The organism is Streptomyces sp. NPDC001732, from assembly GCF_053596315.1.
In genome coordinates this window covers 135793-151989 of sequence record NZ_JBSFFY010000002.1, presented here as the reverse complement: position 1 = coordinate 151989, position 16197 = coordinate 135793, and the positions used below count along the sequence as shown (strand labels likewise).

17 protein-coding genes and 2 pseudogenes are annotated in these 16197 nt (G+C 70.9%); 10 read left to right on the top strand and 9 right to left on the bottom strand.

Annotated features, from left to right (window positions below; translation table 11 throughout):
* Positions 1 to 58: 58 nt before the first annotated feature.
* Together ACWCXX_RS03420 and ACWCXX_RS03415 are read right to left on the bottom strand one after the other, a co-directional pair.
* Entirely contained in the window at positions 59 to 922 is an 864-nt protein-coding gene (locus tag ACWCXX_RS03420) for an SGNH/GDSL hydrolase family protein (protein ID WP_451123829.1), read from the bottom strand.
* Positions 909 to 1478 carry a PadR family transcriptional regulator gene (locus tag ACWCXX_RS03415; protein ID WP_451123827.1) on the bottom strand — a complete coding sequence of 190 codons (570 nt, stop codon included), beginning with the start codon at positions 1476 to 1478 and terminating at the stop codon, positions 909 to 911. The genes ACWCXX_RS03420 and ACWCXX_RS03415 overlap by 14 nt, the downstream gene beginning before the upstream one ends.
* Before the next feature lie 104 nt (positions 1479 to 1582).
* Here ACWCXX_RS03415 and ACWCXX_RS03410 point away from each other — a divergent pair, with 104 nt between their 5' ends.
* The gene (locus tag ACWCXX_RS03410; RefSeq protein ID WP_451123825.1) at positions 1583 to 2026 is read left to right on the top strand and encodes a nuclear transport factor 2 family protein; all 444 of its coding nucleotides are present in this window, start codon (positions 1583 to 1585) and stop codon (positions 2024 to 2026) included.
* A gap of 87 nt (positions 2027 to 2113) precedes the next feature.
* On the opposite strand, the gene ACWCXX_RS03405 is transcribed toward ACWCXX_RS03410, so the two are convergent.
* Positions 2114 to 2323 carry a DUF397 domain-containing protein gene (locus tag ACWCXX_RS03405; RefSeq protein ID WP_451123823.1) on the bottom strand — a complete coding sequence of 70 codons (210 nt, stop codon included), beginning with the start codon at positions 2321 to 2323 and terminating at the stop codon, positions 2114 to 2116.
* Positions 2320 to 3150, bottom strand: coding sequence for a helix-turn-helix domain-containing protein (locus ACWCXX_RS03400; protein ID WP_451124358.1), 831 nt, complete (start codon positions 3148 to 3150; stop codon positions 2320 to 2322). Before ACWCXX_RS03400 ends, ACWCXX_RS03405 begins: the two co-directional genes overlap by 4 nt.
* A gap of 105 nt (positions 3151 to 3255) precedes the next feature.
* Here ACWCXX_RS03400 and ACWCXX_RS03395 point away from each other — a divergent pair, with 105 nt between their 5' ends.
* From ACWCXX_RS03395 to ACWCXX_RS03385, 3 genes are read left to right on the top strand one after another with little or no spacing between them, the layout of a single operon-like run.
* Positions 3256 to 3516, top strand: coding sequence for a hypothetical protein (locus tag ACWCXX_RS03395; protein WP_451123821.1), 261 nt, complete (start codon positions 3256 to 3258; stop codon positions 3514 to 3516).
* Positions 3513 to 3773 carry a DUF7848 domain-containing protein gene (locus ACWCXX_RS03390; protein WP_451123819.1) on the top strand — a complete coding sequence of 87 codons (261 nt, stop codon included), beginning with the start codon at positions 3513 to 3515 and terminating at the stop codon, positions 3771 to 3773. The genes ACWCXX_RS03395 and ACWCXX_RS03390 overlap by 4 nt, the downstream gene beginning before the upstream one ends.
* Positions 3770 to 4213, top strand: a complete 444-nt coding sequence (locus ACWCXX_RS03385; protein ID WP_451123817.1) for a hypothetical protein — start codon at positions 3770 to 3772, stop codon at positions 4211 to 4213. Before ACWCXX_RS03390 ends, ACWCXX_RS03385 begins: the two co-directional genes overlap by 4 nt.
* A gap of 125 nt (positions 4214 to 4338) precedes the next feature.
* Here ACWCXX_RS03385 and ACWCXX_RS03380 read toward each other — a convergent pair.
* Both ACWCXX_RS03380 and ACWCXX_RS03375 read right to left on the bottom strand, forming a co-directional pair.
* Positions 4339 to 5510, bottom strand: a pseudogene (locus ACWCXX_RS03380) (beta-ketoacyl-[acyl-carrier-protein] synthase family protein).
* A gap of 323 nt (positions 5511 to 5833) precedes the next feature.
* A complete protein-coding gene (locus ACWCXX_RS03375; RefSeq protein WP_451123815.1) occupies positions 5834 to 6343 on the bottom strand; it encodes an N-acetyltransferase family protein in 510 nt (169 codons plus the stop codon).
* Between the two features lie 224 nt (positions 6344 to 6567).
* Here ACWCXX_RS03375 and ACWCXX_RS03370 point away from each other — a divergent pair, with 224 nt between their 5' ends.
* Complete coding sequence (locus tag ACWCXX_RS03370; protein ID WP_451123813.1) at positions 6568 to 7089, top strand: SMI1/KNR4 family protein; 522 nt, start codon at positions 6568 to 6570, stop codon at positions 7087 to 7089.
* Positions 7090 to 7173: 84 nt separating this feature from the next.
* On the opposite strand, the gene ACWCXX_RS03365 is transcribed toward ACWCXX_RS03370, so the two are convergent.
* On the bottom strand, positions 7174 to 8535 hold the full coding sequence (locus tag ACWCXX_RS03365) for a hypothetical protein (protein WP_451123811.1): 1362 nt from the start codon (positions 8533 to 8535) through the stop codon (positions 7174 to 7176).
* 151 nt (positions 8536 to 8686) lie between these two features.
* Here ACWCXX_RS03365 and ACWCXX_RS03360 point away from each other — a divergent pair.
* A pseudogene (locus ACWCXX_RS03360) lies at positions 8687 to 8851 on the top strand (IS5/IS1182 family transposase); the annotation flags it as partial.
* Between the two features lie 63 nt (positions 8852 to 8914).
* On the opposite strand, the gene ACWCXX_RS03355 reads toward ACWCXX_RS03360, so the two are convergent.
* Positions 8915 to 9361, bottom strand: a complete 447-nt coding sequence (locus tag ACWCXX_RS03355) for an anthrone oxygenase family protein (protein ID WP_451123809.1) — start codon at positions 9359 to 9361, stop codon at positions 8915 to 8917.
* Positions 9362 to 9452: 91 nt separating this feature from the next.
* Between ACWCXX_RS03355 and ACWCXX_RS03350 the strand changes: the two genes are divergently transcribed.
* From ACWCXX_RS03350 to ACWCXX_RS03335, 4 genes are all read left to right on the top strand, one after another.
* A complete protein-coding gene (locus ACWCXX_RS03350; protein WP_451123807.1) occupies positions 9453 to 10031 on the top strand; it encodes a TetR/AcrR family transcriptional regulator in 579 nt (192 codons plus the stop codon).
* Positions 10032 to 10309: 278 nt separating this feature from the next.
* On the top strand, positions 10310 to 12538 hold the full coding sequence (locus ACWCXX_RS03345; RefSeq protein ID WP_451124356.1) for an acetate--CoA ligase family protein: 2229 nt from the start codon (positions 10310 to 10312) through the stop codon (positions 12536 to 12538).
* A 223-nt stretch (positions 12539 to 12761) separates the two neighbouring features.
* Positions 12762 to 13601, top strand: coding sequence for an enoyl-CoA hydratase/isomerase family protein (locus tag ACWCXX_RS03340; RefSeq protein ID WP_451123805.1), 840 nt, complete (start codon positions 12762 to 12764; stop codon positions 13599 to 13601).
* A gap of 107 nt (positions 13602 to 13708) precedes the next feature.
* A complete protein-coding gene (locus ACWCXX_RS03335; RefSeq protein ID WP_451123803.1) occupies positions 13709 to 15160 on the top strand; it encodes an amidase in 1452 nt (483 codons plus the stop codon).
* 52 nt (positions 15161 to 15212) lie between these two features.
* On the opposite strand, the gene ACWCXX_RS03330 is transcribed toward ACWCXX_RS03335, so the two are convergent.
* Positions 15213 to 16034: an SDR family NAD(P)-dependent oxidoreductase gene (locus ACWCXX_RS03330; protein ID WP_451123801.1), complete on the bottom strand. Its 822-nt coding sequence runs from the start codon at positions 16032 to 16034 to the stop codon at positions 15213 to 15215.
* Positions 16035 to 16197 lie beyond the last annotated feature (163 nt).

Here is a 16197-nt window from a genome sequence, read left to right as displayed (position 1 = left end):
TGACGGACAGCCTTTTCGTACGTGGCCGACAGCCCCGCTCGTATCGACGGACAGTTCTTCAGCCCCGCCCCTTGTCCGCTCGGTCCCGTACTTCTCCATGACCGGCGTCTTCGGGTTCCCGTACGGGGAGCAGGTGGGGGCGTTTGGCGGTGCGGCCGTCGCTGCTCGACCGGCCGCGCAGTCGTCTGCCCAGCCAGGGCCCGAGGAAGGCGGCGACCCAGCGCAGTTCGGCGAGGACGGCGCTCTTGCCGGTGGGCGAGGGTGTCGCGGGCGGGGGCAGGGGGTGGGTCCAGGTGTCGTCGCTGTCGGGCAGCGCGAGGGCGTGGGCCACGGCGGCGGCGATCCGCTGATGGCCGAGGGGGCCGGCATGGAGCCGGTCCGGGCTCCACAGGCGGGGGTCGGTGACCACGGGGTGGTGACCGGTCTCCGCGACGACGACCCCGTATCGACCCGCTGCCCGGCGGATGCGGTCGTTGAGGGCGGTGACGCGGGGGGCGAGCGGCCGGGCGAGCGGGGTGATGCGCGTGACGTCGGGGAAGGTGAGGGTGGCGACGCGGGCGCCTTCGGCGGTGAGCGCGGCAAACATCGCCTCCAGGTGGCCGGCCGTCTCGTCGGCGTCGAACCCCGGTCGCAGCAGGTCGTTGACCCCGGCGACGACGGTGGCCAGGTCGGGGCGCAGGGCGAGGGCGGGGGCGAGTTGGGTGGTGCGGACCTCACGGGCCAGACACCCCCGCACGGCCAGATTGGCGTACCGCAGGCCGGGGTTGTGCCGGGCCAGGTGCTCGGCGAGCCGGTCGGCCCAGCCCCGCAGCCCGGTGGCGTCGTCGCCGTCGCCCAGGCCCTCGGTCTGGCTGTCGCCCAGGGCTACGTAGCGCAGGTGAGGTACGCAACGCAGGTGAGGCGGGTCGTCAGTGCCGGACATGGGCGTCCCGCCTCTCCCGCAGGACGGCAGCCGTGCGCAGGCACCAGTCGCGGTTGCCCTCCTCGAAGGCGAGACCGCGCAGGCCCGTCAGATAGGGGCCGACGCACGCGCCGTGGCGCAGGAACTCCTCCTCGGTGCGATCACCGCGCATGGTGCGCAGCAGCTCGCCGACCAGGTCGATCTTGGCCTGGGCGAAGGAGGCGCGCTCGACGAGCTGCGAGATCAGCGTCCCGGTGTCGACGTGGTCGGCGGCCTGGACCTTGACGAGCAGGTCGTCGCGGATGAAGGAGGGCTTGGCGGTGGCGGCGGTGAACCGCTGCAGCTCGGCCAGGCCGGCGTCGGTGACCTTGAACAGGCGTTTGTTGGGGCGGGTCTCCTGGACCACCTCCCGGCCCGTGACCAGTCCGTCCTTCTCCAGCCGGGTCAGCTCGGCGTAGAGCTGCTGCGGCTGCGCGTACCAGAAGTTCGCCACACCGAGGTCGAACGCCTTGGCCAGCTGGTACCCGCTCAGCTCCTCGTCGAGCAGCGCCGCCAGCACGGCATGCCGCAGGGCCATCGGGCCACCTCCTCCGTCCCTTCCCGGCCCCCTCTGTCCACCGGGGCGCCCTCCATGGTACTCAAGAACCTGACTACTCAGATTCATGAATATGAGGAGAGACCGTGACCGCCGCAGCAGACCGTTTCCGGACCGCCGTCGACCACCGTGATCTCGCCGCCCTGGAGGACCTGTTCACCGAGGACGTCCGCCTCTACAGCCCCGTGAAGTTCACGCCCTTCGAGGGCAGGACGATGGTGCTGGGCCTCTTCGGCGTGCTCCTGCGCGTCTTCGAGGACTTCCACTACATCGGCCGTTACGACGGCGCCTCCTGGACCAGCGCCGACGACACCGAGTCCCCCTCGGCGGTCCTGCTCTTCCGGGCGACCGTGAACGGCAAGCAGATCCACGGCATCGACCTGCTGCACTTCGCCGAGGACGGCCGGATCAAGGAGTTCACGGTGATGGTCCGGCCGCAGTCCGCCGTACAGGCCCTGGGCGAGGCGGTCCTGGCCGGACTGACCGCCGACGGCCTGGACCAGCAGACCAACACCCACGTCGACCGGTGATCCCGGCCCACAACAGCAAGAAGCCCCACCATGCGCTCAAGCTCGCACGGCGGGGCCTTCTCTGATCACATGCGCTGAACCTGGTGGTCAGACGGTGCCGAACTCTCCGGCCTTGACGCCCGCGACAAAGGTGGCGAACGAGGCGGGGGAGGTGTTCAACACCGGGCCGTTCGGGTTCTTGGAGTCGCGTACGGGGACCACGCCGAACGAGCCGGCGAGGTTGGAAGCGACCTCGATGCACTGGCCGCCGTTGCCGCTGTAGGAGGACGTGAACCAACGGGGGGATTCGGTCGTCACAGGGAGCCCTTTCGTACCTGTTCGATCATGGCCACGGATGCCGCTTGGGAGAGCGCCTCGGCCTGTAGTTGATGGTAGGCGGTCAGTATCGGCAGCACGGACGTGCTTTCCCGTTCGAGGTGGCCTCGGTGGGTGGACTCGGCGTAGGACATCAACGAGCGGTCCGGCATCGTGAGCACAGTGATGGGCAGGCTGAACGGCCTGCGCGCTCCTATGGAGAACGGCGCGATCTGAAGCACGGTGTTCGGCAGCTCGGCGAACTCAAGTAAGCGCGCGAACTGGGCATCCATGACAGCTGGGTCTCCCATCGGCCGATGGATGCACCCTTCGTCAAGTACCGCAAGGATCAGAGGGGATGGCGACCGCACGAGGGCGGCTTGCCGCTTCGCCACCAGCCTGACACGTTCGTCGGCTTGTTCGGGTGTGATTGCTTCCCGCCGCACCGCGTCTGCTTCGAGCGTCGCTGCGTACTCCGCCGTCTGGAGCAGGCCAGGGATAACGCCCACCTCGTACAGCCTGATCTCCGAGGCTCGCCCTTCATGCGCAACGTACTCAGGGAACCCTTCGATGAGCGCTGTGTGGCGCACAGCCATGCTCTGACGCTCGAACCTGTCCCCCGTCCCAAACACCCTGTCAATGCTTGAAGCAAAGCGACGAGTTGGAGGACGGCGACCAGTTTCCACAGCGGAAATATGCGTTCCCGAGCATCCAACGCGCGCGGCCAGTTCGTCCTGCGTCCAACCTCGTTCGTCTCTCATCATGCGCAGGCGTTGCCCGAACTGCGCACTCGGTGATTCCTCGGGATCCAACTCTTTCCGATTCAACAGCTGTCACCTAACTCCCCAAGCAATTTGTGCAAGTTGAAGACCTTCCCGACCCTGGGCCACGCTGAATCGCCTTGGTAGTGGGATCGCTACGGAGCGGAGTTGACCATGCCCGAAGAGAACGTTTCCCCGACCCGGCAGGAATCCCCTCAAGTCCCGTCCCGTGGAACGCTCTTGGTGGACATGGGGCATCGCGACCGGGTGGGTGAGTTCCGTGGGGTGGCCGGCCCGTACTGGTCGTTGCGGCCGGTCAGTGGCGGTACGGAGTGGGAGGCGGAGCCGGCGGACGTGCGGCTGCCGAGTCCCGAGGAGCGGTTGCGGGCCGAGATCGCGCGGTGCAATGCCCGCAGTGCGGGGAGGATTCTGTGACCGTTCACCGGTACCGGTTCGTGAAGTGGGCGCTGCGGCCCGACATGGAGCCGGATGCGCCGCCGGTCGTGCACCGGTTCCGGTGTCTGGCGCTGGACGACCGCGACGAGGAGTGCGGTGCGCGTTCCGCCGCTTTCGCGGACGTGGGTGAGGCGCAGGAGTGGGCGTTCGGGCACTGGCGGGCGCACCCGGAGCACACCGGTTTCGCCGAGGTGGTCGAGCGTCCGTGGGTGATGTGGATGGACGGCCCGGCATGAACGACGGCCTGAACCAACTGTCGGAGCCTGCCGGTTACCTGTGTGTGGCGCTTGCCGAGGGGCTGGTGTACTGCACCGGGAAGACCACCCAGTACGTCCTGGGGACCTTCCGGACCATCTCCCCGGTTCTCGCGCTGCGGTGGCTGGGGGGTCAGGCGCTGTGGATCGTGGACCGGCTCGACCCCGACCCGCGCCGCTCGCCCTGGGTCCAGCCCTTCATGCGCCTCCCCGCCGCCCCCACCCCCGTCTCTGTCCGCGACCGGCCCGCCGAACTCCTCGCCTGGTACCGGGACCGCGAAGGACAGCGCGCCGCCCACGCCCACCTCAAGAACGGCCACCCGCTCCTCGTCGTCGTCCCCGACACCGACTGCACCTACACCCTCTCCGTCCATCCCGAAACACACCCCGGGGCCCACCCCGGGGTCCCCCCGGTCGAGTGACCGGACCGGGTCGGGGACGGCGTGGTGCGTGAGGGGGGAACGAGGGGGCGCCTAGGGTCGGCGGCCGACGGACCTCTGTCGGCGCCGGGGCCGTACCGCCCGGCGTGGCGGTCGAGGTCTCGGCGTCACTTGGCGAAGACGAGACTGACGTTGCGTCCGCCGAACCCGAACGAGTTGGCCAGCGCGGCAGACCACTGCCCGGTGCGCCGCTCGCCGCGCACCACGTCCAGTTCCACGTGCGGGTCGAGTTCGTCGAGGTTGCGCGTGGCCGGGACCGTACCGTCCTTGAGCGCGAGCAGAGCGGCCATGGCGCCGACCGTTCCGGACGCGCCCATCATGTGACCGGTCATCGACTTCGTCGCCGTCGCCACGGGGTGGCTGCCGATCGCCCGGCCGATCGCCTCGGCCTCCGCCAGGTCGCCGGACTCCGTCGAGGTGGCGTGCGCGTGCACGATCCCGATGTCCGCGGGGGCCAAGTCGGCGTCGCCCAGCGCCCGTTCCATGGCGAAGACCTGGCCTTCCGCGTCGGAGGCGGTGATGTGGTTCGCGCTCGAACTCACGGCGCTGCCGGCCAGCGTGCCGTAGGTACGTGCTCCACGGGCCCGTGCGAACCCGGCACGTTCGAGCACCATCATCCCCGCGCCCTCGCCCATGACGAACCCGGACCGCTTGACGTCGAACGGGCGGGACACGGTATCCGGGTCCACGGACTGCGTCGACAGGGCCTTCATCTGGGCGAACGCCGCGAGGGTGAAGGGGTGCAGACATGCCTCCACCCCGCCCGCGACGACCACGTCCGCCCGCCCGCCGCGGATCAGATCCTGCCCCAGGGCCAGGGCCTCCGCCCCGGACGCACAGGCGCTCACCGGAGTCCTGGCGCCTCCCTTCGCGCCCAGGTCCATGCTCACCCAGGCAGCCGGTCCGTTGGGCATCAGCATCGGGACCGTGAACGGCGACATCCGGCGGATCCCGGCACGTTCGAAGATGTCGTCCTGCCCCAGCGTGGTGAGGACCCCACCGGTCCCGTGCCGATGACGACGGCGAGTCGTTCCGGCTCGACCTGCGGAGCACCGGCGTCCTGCCGGGCTTCGCGCGCACTGAGGAGAGCGACCTGCTCGCTGCGGTCCAGCTTTCTGGCCTCCGTCCTCGGAAGCAGGGAAGCGGGGTCCACCGTGAACCCGGCCGCGACGTGCACGGGCAGATCCGCGGCCCACTCCTCCTCCAGGAAACTCACCCCCGACTTCCCGGCCGGCAGCCCCGACCACGACGACGGCGCATCAGCTCCCAGCGGCGTCATCGCACCGAGGCCCGTCACCAGCACACCATCGTTACGGGTCACACGATCCTTCTTGAGTTGTTCAGGTGCTACATAGCGCCTGACTTGCCCTCACAAGAGTCATGTCAGTACCCAAAGGGGGTACCAGGAAAGGAGCCGACCGTTTCGACAGCGAGAAATTGTCCTGCCCCAACAATCCATGGGGTTGCACCAGGGGTCCCCGAGAAGCTCCGGCCCCGAGCAGGACGGAGACGGGAACGACCGCCGCTCCATGGAAGATGGCGGTCTTCCCGTACCGGGCGGCGATGCCGCGGAAACCCTTGAGCCGAGCGAACCCCTCGCGCCTACGAAGGCGGGACGGGAGGCCAGGTGTACTCAAGCTCGGGCAGTTCGAAGCCCTGCTCGAACCGGCAGACACGTTCGTCGGTACGGAGGGCCCCGTGCCGCTCGTAGAAGGAGATCGCGCGCGTATTGGCGCGCAGCACTTCCAGATAGACCGCCCTGCCGGGGTGTTCATCGTCGGCCCAGGCGAAAGCGTGCCGCAGGAGTCGGCCGCCGATCCCGGACCCGGTCCGGCCCGGCCTGGCGTGCAGGTTGTCCAGCAGCAGACGGCCGTCGGGCCGCGGCATCAGATATGCGAACCCGGTCATTTCACCCGCGCTCTCCGCCACGAACAGCGCCGCCCCCGGATGCGGCTCGTCGAGCCGGCCGCGCCAGAGCTCCAGGCGGTCCTCCAGGAGCGGACCGTTCAGGAAGTCGGCCGGCATGATTCCCGCGTAGGCCGTGCGCCAACTCTCCACATGCAGTGCCGCGACCTGCTCGGCATCGCCCCGCCCGCCCGTTCTGATCTCCATGTTGCCCAGCCTCGCCCATGATCAGGAGCGGTGTCACGTCCGGGCATCCGGGCGTCCGGGCGTCCGGGCATCTGGGCCGGTGAGACGGCCGACGCGGCTGTCGCAGGGGCAACGGGGTAGCGGGGGCAGCCGTGTACGAAGCTCCGGGGTTCGAGGAGACTCTCTCCCGTACCGCGCTCGGCCCAGGACGGGCCTCGGCCCGACGTCCCCGAAGGAACTCCGTGGTGGCAACGCTCCCAGAGATCACAGCCCTGTTGGGCGAACCCCGTTTCAACTGGTCGGATCCGGCTCCGTGGACCGAACTCGAGCGGGAACTCGGTGTCGAATTCCCCGCGGACTTCCGCGAGATCGTGGACGCCTACGGTTCGGTCCAGATCAACAATCAGCTGTATCTGAAGCATCCCGCCGGTCATCTCCTGCACAGTCTGGGAAAGAACATCAGGGACGATCTCGAACTCTGGCGCGACGAGGACATGGTGGAGTTCCTGCCGAGTCCGGTGGGGGCGAAGCCCGGGGAGCTGATACCGGTGGCGTCGGCCACGACGGGCGAGGCGATCTTCCTCCGCATCCCCGACGACTCGTCGTCCCCCTGGCGTGTGGTGGTCCAGGAATTCGACAGTCCGTCCTGGACCCTCTACGAGATGACGTTCGGCGAGTGGCTGCTGGCCTATCTCAAGGGCAGGGACGTGATGTTGTGTTCGCGCAACTTCGCGCCCGACGGCCCGTTCTACGAGTTCCTGCCCTGAGCTGCGGGACGCGGGCAGCCGTCGCGGGGCGCGGCCGGGAGGACCGGCCGCGCCCCGCGCGGGTGTTTCGGGCCCGCTCGGGCGTCAGGCGGTGGGCGTGGCGTTCACCACGAGCTGTGCGGTGTTGTTGGCGGTCTGCGGGTCGAACGGGAAGGACGCGGGGCTGGATCTGCCGGTGGTGAGCACGACCCGGCCGGTCGCGTCGGGGACGACGCGGTCGATGCGCAGCTGGAACGGCAGGGAACGTGCCGTGTCCGGCAGGGCCCAGTAGGGCATCTCGCAGCTGTAGCGCGGGGCGCCGACCCGCTGCGGGTAGTAGCCGCCGCTCAGGGTGCGCGGCTCGCATTCGGCGGGGGCGGAGGTGACGGTGACGCCGTCGGGGACGGTGAGGTCGACGGCCGCGACCGGGTCGCCGGAGCCGAGGTTGCCGATCCAGGCCGGTCCGTTGTTGCGGAAGCCGAGTTCGGCGGTGACGGTCTCGCCCGCGGCGCCGGTGACCTTCGCGCCCTGCGCCGCGAAGTCCGCCGTGTTGACCGCGGTGAAGCGGGCCATGGCGTAGTTGTCCTCGTCCGCGAGGTCCGTGGCGCCGTTGCCGGGCTCGACGGTGATGTCCAGCCGCTCGCCGTACGCGTGCGCGGCGAGGGCCACCCGGAGCGGTGCGGGCAGCACGAAGGAGCCGCCCGGCTCGATCACCTGGTCGAAGGAGCAGCTGACCTCGGTCATCGGGGCGTAGCCGTCGTCGCCGCCGATCGCGTCGTACGCGCACTCGGCGTACTTGTCGAGGAACTCCAGCCCGTACGAGGCGGTGAACCTGGCGGTGAGGCCCTCGGAGCGCTCGCCGCCCTTGTTCGTCACCGTGAACGGGACGGTCTGGACGGCGCCCGGCTGGGCACCCTTCACCGGGGCGATCGCCCCGAGGGACAGGTCGGGGCCCGAGCCGACCGTGACCGTGGTGTCGAACGAGTCGTGCGGGGCCTCCAGCGTGCCGTCGGGGCCGCCGGTGGCCACGGCGGCGTAGGTGATCCGGCCCTGGGCACCGAGCGCGGCACCGTCGGCGGCGCGGACCACGAGGCGGACCTGCGGGCTGTAGGCGTCGCCCATGACGGGGACCTCGGGAACGGTGCACACGGCAGTGGTCCCGGTCGGCGCGCAGTTGTCGGGCCAGGTCACCTCGGCCACTCCGGCGACCCCGGAGATGTCGACCGTGAGCAGGCCGTCGGTGACGACGAAGTTGTCGTTGTCGTGGTACAGCCCGATGTCCAGCGGGCTGCCCTGCGAAGGGTCGCCGACGGGCGTCACCTTCTGCTCGCCGGGCGCCTGGATCCAGAGCTGGTCGGACTGTTCCTCCGCGAACGCGGGAGCCGCGAGCCCTGCGGTCAGCAGGCCGGCAGCCGCGGCGGCGCAGAAGCCGAGGCGCACGGCGCGTCGGGTGGAGACGGGTCTCATGTTTCTCCCAGGGGTGGGCCACGAATGGCGGACGACGGCCGGTGGGCCCGGCCCGCTCGTTGGACAACCAAGATCACCAAGGGGTTGTACGAATCCGGCCGCCCCGACTCCGGACACCCCGGCAGCCCTGCCCGCCCCAGGCCGGTTCCTCCACGACACCGAGCTCCACGAGGAGAGGAACACCGTCGAGCGCCTGATCGACAGGCTCAGGGCGTGGCGGGGCATCGCGACCCACTGCGGCGGGACCCCGGAAAGCTGCCTCGCCGGGCTTCACCTGCGTGCCCCGGTGATCTGGATCAGAGACCTCACCCGAAGCAGAGCCGAGAGCCGCACGGGGAGTGGGGATCGTGCGCCACCGGCGCGGTCCCGGCCCGTGGGCTCAGGCGAGGGCGGCGACCAGCAGGGTGAAGGCGGCGATGATGACGGCGACGCGGGCGTAGTGGAAGCGGTCCCAGCGGTTCATCTGCTCCTTCCAGTCGGCCGGCCGGTTCTCGGGGGTCCACGTCTTGCCCCGGTTGTTGATCGGGACGAGCAGCAGGATCGACATGATCACGCTGAGGATCAGCAGCGCGCCTGCGGTGACGACGAGGCCAGTGCCGTGGTGGTGCCGTCCGGCGATGGCCCAGACCGCGACGAGGACGAGCGAGGTGATGTACCAGACCGGCATCACGGCGCCGAGCATCCGGCCCCCGTGGGCGCGGCCGAGTTGGCCACTGTCATCGGGGAGTGCGTTGAAGATCGGGTTGATGACGAAGGCGACGGAGAACTCCACCCCCACCATCACGCCGACGACCACGGTGGTGAACACCTCAAGTGCGTTGAGCATGACGACCCCTCCTGCAATCTAGCGTTGCTATCCGATGAGGCAACGCTAGTACTTCTGCCGCTCGATTGTCTAGCGGTGCTAGGATCGAACCATGTCGGTACAGGAACGCAAGCAGCGCGAACGGGCGGAGCGCGAGCGCCTCATCGTGGCGACGGCCCGCGAAATCGCCGAGCAGCAGGGCTGGGACGCGGTCACCACCCGCCGGCTCGCCGAGCGCATCGAATACAGCCAGCCCGTCCTCTACAGCCACTTCCGCGGCAAGCGGGAGATCATCGGCGCCGTCGCCCTGGAGGGCGCTGCCGAGCTGGCCGCGGCGGTGCGTGCCGCGACCTCCGCCGCGGACGGCCCGCGCGAGCGGGTCGCCGCGCTCGCCCGCGCCTACCTCGACTTCGCCGCACGCAACCCGGCGGTCTACGACGCCATGTTCGAGCTCGACGGCGGCCTGGCGTACGCGCAGGAGGACACCCCGGAGCCGCTGAAGGACGCCTTCGCCGCCCTACTGGAAAGCCTCGACGAGGTCGCCGGGGACGGCGTGCACCCGGGACTGTTCACCGAGACGTTCTGGGCGGCCCTGCACGGGCTGGCCACCCTGACCCGGGCGGGACGGCTGCCGCCGGAGCACACCGGGCCGAGGGTGGAGCTGCTGGTGGGCCGGCTCGCCGTGGTCTGACACGCCGTCCCGGCGGGCATGCGGCCGGGACCCTCGGACCCCACCTCCGCCCGCCTGCGGCATCGCCTCCACTCACTCGCACCCTCACGGCACAGCCACAGACCGCCGGACCCCGCACCCCGGACGGGCACCCGGGAGGGCTTCCCCCGCCCCTCCCCCAGCCTTTGCCTGCACACCCATTCCTGACGAGCCGTCAGTTCAGTAACCTGACAGAGTGTCAGCTATGGGCTGGCCGGGCACGAGCACCCGACGGACTTCGAGCAGGAGTGGGCGGAACGATGCTTGGATCGACTCACGGCACCCTCACCACCGACTTCCGCGCCCGGGTGGTGGCCTGCGGCGAGGAACCGCATGCCGCCGTCCACAGCACGACGGCCGCCGCCGCGGAGGGCGTACTCGATGTCAGCGGCCGGCCACTGCACGCGGCCGTGCCGGACCTGGACCGGTTCTTCCGGCCCGAGTCCGTGGCCGTCGTCGGCGCGTCCGACACCGAGGGGCGGCCCAACACCGGAATCACCCGGCAGCTGATCGGCTGGGCCGAGCGGGTCGGGGCGCGGCTGTATCCCGTGCACCCCACGCGGGAGTCCGTGTTCGGGCGGCCCTGTGCCCCCTCCGTCGCGAAGCTGCCCGAGCGGGTCGATCTGGCCGTGCTCCTGGTCGGTGACCCGCTGCCGGTGATCGAGGAACTCGCGCAGGCCGAGGTGCGGTTCGCCGTCGCCTTCGCCTCCGGGTTCGCCGAGACCGGCGAGGAGGGAGCCGCCGCCCAGGAACGGCTGGCCGCGGCGGTGGAACGGTCCGGGCTGCGGCTGCTCGGGCCGAACACCAACCTCAACGCCTTCGAGAGGTTCCGGGACGACCTCGGCGGACCGGCGATCGCGCTGATCACCCAGTCCGGCCACCAGGGCCGCCCCGTCTTCACCCTCCAGGAACTGGGCGTGCGGCTCTCGCACTGGGCGCCCACGGGCAACGAGGCGGACCTGGAGACCGCCGACTTCATCTCGTACTTCTCGCAGCGCCCCGAGGTCGGGGCCATCGCCTGTTACGTGGAAGGGCTCAAGGACGGGCGCTCCTTCCTGCTGGCCGCGGACCGGGCGGCACGGGCCGGGGTCCCGGTCGTGGCGGTCAAGGTGGGGCGTACGGAGACGGGGGCCAGGACCGCCGCGTCGCACACCGGCAAGCTGACCGGCGCCGACCAGGTGGTGGACGCGGCGATGCGGCAGTTCGGCGTGATCCGGGTGGACGGCCTGGACGAGCTCCAGGACACCTCGGCCCTGCTCGCCCGAGCCCGCAGGCCGCAGGCCGAGGGGGTCGTCGTGTACTCGATCTCTGGCGGCACGGGCGCACACTTCGCGGACCTGGCGACCGGGGCCGGGCTGAGCCTGCCCACCCTGTCCGAGGCGAAGCAGCGCGAGCTGCACGAGTGGATCCCCGACTACCTGAACGTGGCGAACCCGGTCGACAACGGCGGTCACCCGGTGGGCGACTGGCGCGGCCGGAAGATCATCGACGCGATACTCGCCGACCCCGGCGTCGGGGTGCTGATCTGCCCGATCACCGGCCCCTTCCCGCCGATGAGCGACCGGCTCGCGCAGGACCTGGTGGACGCCGCGGAGACCACGGACAAGCTCGTGTGCGTGGTGTGGGGATCGCCCGTCGGGACGGAGGAGGCGTACCGCACGACGCTGCTCGGCTCCTCCCGCGTCGCCACCTTCCGCACCTTCGGCAACTGCATCACCGCCGTGCGGGCCTATCTGGACCACCACCGCTTCGCGGCCTCCTACCGCTCCCCCTTCGACGAGGCGCCCCGCACGCCCTCGCCCTCGTTCCGCAAGGCGCAGGCGCTGATGCGTCCGGGCCGCCGGCTGAGCGAGCACGCGGCGAAACAGCTGCTGCGGGCGTACGGGATACGGGTGCCGCGCGAGCAGTTGGTGACCAGTGCCGCGGCGGCCGTCCGGGCGGCGGGGCTGGTCGGCTACCCGGTCGTCATGAAGGCGTCCGGCGCCCGGCTCGCCCACAAGACCGAACTGGGCCTGGTCAAGGTCGGGCTCACCTCCGCGAGCCAGGTCCGGGACGCGTACCGCGAGCTGACCGACATCGCGCGCTTCGAGGAGATCGAGCTGGACGGAATCCTGGTCTGCCAGATGGTCGAGCGGGGCGTCGAGATGATGGTCGGCGTCACGCACGACGCGCTCTTCGGGCCGACGGTGACGGTCGGGCTCGGCGGCGTACTGGTCGAGGTGCTGCACGACACGACGGTGCGGGTGCCGCCGTTCGGCGAGGACCAGGCGCGGTCGATGCTGGCCGAACTGCGCGGCCGGGCCCTGCTGGAGGGCGTGCGCGGCGGGCCTCCGGCGGACGTGGACGCGCTCGTCGAGGTCGTGCTGCGGGTGCAGCGGATGGCGCTGGAGCTGGGCGACGACCTCGCCGAGCTGGACATCAACCCGCTGATGGTGCTGGGGCGCGGTCAGGGCGCGGTGGCGCTGGACGCGCTCGCCGTCTGCCGCTGACCGGCCCCGCCACCACCGCCCCCACCACGGGCCGCGCGGGCACGGCCCCCGTGCCCCGGACCCGCCTCCCCGGCCCCCGTACGGCCCGAGCCCCCGCCCGCCGCCCCGAAACCAAGGCCGGAACCGGAGCCACGAGCCGCCCCCGTGCCGGCCGCCCCCGCCCCGGCCCTCGCGAACACCCCGCGCCGTCCCGCCGTCCCGTCGACCGCCCAGGAGTTGCCCCATGCCGTCCTCCCCCGAAGACACCACCGAGTCCGCCGGGTCTCCCGACCCGCTTGATTCATTGGTACTCCACGCCACTGACAACGGCGTCTCCCGGATCACGCTCAACCGCCCCGACGCGATGAACGCCGTCACCCGTGACCAGCGGGAACGCGTCATCGCACTGCTTTGCGAGGCGTCCGCGGACCCGGCGGTCCGGGCCGTCGTCCTCACCGCCACCGGCCGCGGCTTCTGTGCGGGTGCCGACCTGCGCGGGGCGGCGGCGACCGGCGACCGGGTACCGGGCGACGTGGCCCGTACGATCCGGCTCGGCGCGCAACGGCTGATCGGCGCGGTCCTGGACTGCGAGAAGCCGGTCGTCGCCGCCGTCAACGGCACCGCGGCCGGCCTCGGCGCCCATCTCGCGTTCGCCTGCGACCTGGTGCTGGCCGCCGAATCGGCGAAGTTCATCGAGGTGTTCGTGCGTCGCGGCCTGGTGCCGGACGGTGGCGGCGCGTATCTGCTGCCCCGGCTGATCGGCCCGCAGCGCGCCAAGGAGCTGATGTTCTTCGGGGATTCGCTCCCGGCGGCGGAGGCGGAACGGCTGGGTCTGGTCAACCGGGTCGTGCCGGACGGCGAGTTGGCGGCGACCGCCCTCGCGTGGGCCCAGCGCCTGGCCGACGGCCCGACCCGGGCGATCGCCCTCACCAAGCAGCTCGTCAACGCCTCCCTGGACGCCGACCGCGCGACGGCGTTCGCCGCCGAGGCCGCGGCCCAGGAGATCAACATGACGACGCGGGACGCCAACGAGGGCGTGGCGGCCTTCGTGGAGCGCCGGATGCCGAAGTACCGGGGAATCTGAAGCGTGTTGCAGAAGGTCGTGTTCGGACAGATGAGTACCGAGACGTCCGGCCCGTTGTGCGAAGCGGCATTTCGTGCCCTCTTCCACAGGCCCCTACGGTCGGATTCATGGAGTGGAATTTTCTGACGGCCGAACAACTCGCGGCTGCCTTGCGTGCCGGTGAAGTGACCTCGGCGGAACTGACCGACGAGGCGATCGCCCGTATCGAGCGGGACGACGATGCGATCAACGCGATCTGTGTGCCGGACTTCGACCGTGCGCGGGCCGCCGCGCGCGATGCCGACCGGGCGCGCGCCCGCGGTGAGGACCGGCCGCTGCTGGGCATTCCGGTGACGGTCAAGGAGTCGTACGACATCGCCGGACTGCCCACGACCTGGGGCATGCCGCCGCACCGGGACTTCGTGCCGGCCGAGGACGCGGTGCAGGTGTCGCGGCTCAAGGCCGCGGGCGCGGTGGTGCTCGGGAAGACCAATGTGCCCTTGGGGCTGCAAGACATACAGAGCTTCAACGAGCTCTACGGCACCACCAACAACCCGTGGGACCACGGCCGCACGTCGGGCGGATCCTCCGGCGGCTCGGCGGCGGCCCTGGCGTCCGGATTCGGCGCGCTGTCCATCGGCTCCGACCTCGCCGGTTCGTTGCGCACCCCCGCGCATTTCTGCGGCATCTACGCGCACAAGCCGACACTCGGGCTGGCGGCGAGCCGCGGCATGGTCCCGCCGCCCGGTCCGGCCCTGCCGGTCGAGCACGACCTCGCCGTCGTCGGTCCGATGGCGCGCACCGCCCGCGACCTCGCGCTCCTGCTCGACGTCATGGCCGGACCGGACCCGCTGACGCTCGGTGTGGCGCACGAGGTGACGCTGCCGCCCGCGCGCCACGAACGGCTCCGCGACTTCCGGGTCCTGGTCCTCGACGAGCATCCGCTCATTCCGACCGGGTCCGCCGTGCGGGCGGGCGTGGGCCGGGTGGCCGACGCGCTTGTCGACGGCGGTGCCCGCGTCGAGCGGGACAGTCCGCTGCTGCCCGATCTGGCCGAAGCCGCGGTGCTCTACACGAAGTTCCTGTTCTCGGGCTCCGTCGCACGGTTTCCCGTCGAAGCGTACGAGCAGCTGCAGGCCCGCGCCGCCGGACTGAGCGCAGACGACGAGAGTCTCGATGCGGCACGGCTGCGCGGCATGGTGTTCCGCCACCGCGACTGGATCGAGGCGAACAGCCTTCGCGAGCTCCACCGCCACGGCTGGCGGCAGTTCTTCGCCGAGTTCGACGCCGTGGTGTGTCCCATCACGCCCACTCCCGCGTTCCCGCACGACCACAACCCCGACCTGCTGGAACGTCGGATCGACATCGACGGCGTCGAGTATCCGTACTTCGACCAGCTCGTCTGGGCCGGTCTGGCCACCATGCCCGGTCTGCCCGCCACCGCTGTACCGGCGGGCCGGTCGCCCGAGGGTCTGCCGGTGGGAGTGCAGCTCATCGGTCCGATGTTCGAGGACCGCACCCCGCTGCGGTTGGCCGAATTGCTCGAACAGAAGATCGGCGGCTTCCAGGCACCGGAGTAGGGCGTACTGCCTGGGTGTCCGTCGAGGGCGGGGTGCGGCGTGGCGTGCGTGCTCAGCCCGGGGCCGTGCGGCTGAGGGTTTCCCAGGCCTGGTACTGCTCCGTGCGGGCCCGGTCCATTTCCTGGACGAGGTCGAAGGACCGGCTGCCGAGGATCAGGCGGCGCGGCGGGTCCGGCAGGGCGGCCAGTTCCAGGAGGGCGGGGGCCGCCTCGCTCGGGTCGGGGCCGGCGTCGTCGCCCCACATCTCCGCCAGCCGGGCGCGCAGTTCCTCGTAGGCGGGGTCGGGTTCGGTCGTCGTGGTGCCCGTCGTGAAGAGTCCCGTGGCGTAGCCGCCCATCTGGACGGCGGTGACCTTGATGCCGAACTGCTCGACCTCCATCGCCAGCGCCTCACCGACCGAGCCGAGCGCGGCCTTTCCGGCACCGTAGAAACCGACGGAGGCCATGCCGCCGCCGCTGCCCATCGACGTGATCTGCAGGATGCGGCCGGAGCCCCGGGCGCGCAGGTACGGGATCACGGCCTGGGAGACCCAGACCGCGCCGAAGAAGTTGACGTCGAAGTGGGCCCGGATCTGTTCCTCGGTGGCCTCCTCCACCATCCCGTACAGCAGCCCACCGGCGTTGTTGACCACCACGTCGAGGCCGCCGAAGGCCGTCGCCGCGCGTTCCACGGTCTCGAACACGGCCCGGCGGTCGGAGACGTCGAGGGGCAGCGCGAGGAAGTCGTCCGGGTACTTCTCCGACAACGCGGCGAGCGGGCCGATGTCGCGGGCGGCGGCCACGACCCGTTCCCCGGCGGACAGGGCGGCCTCGGTGAAGGCGCGTCCCAGGCCGCGGGAGGCGCCGGTGATGAACCACGTCCTGGTACTCGGCACGGAGACCCTCTCCTTCGTCTTCGTCCTCGGCCGGCCATGTGTTCCGTGTGCCACGGTGGCCGGTCCCGAGCATCTACGAGACGGAACGTTCCGTCTCGTTGGGGAGCCTAGTCCACCCCCGCACCCCCTCGCCAGCCGATCGGGGCCCGGAACGGGCCCGGGA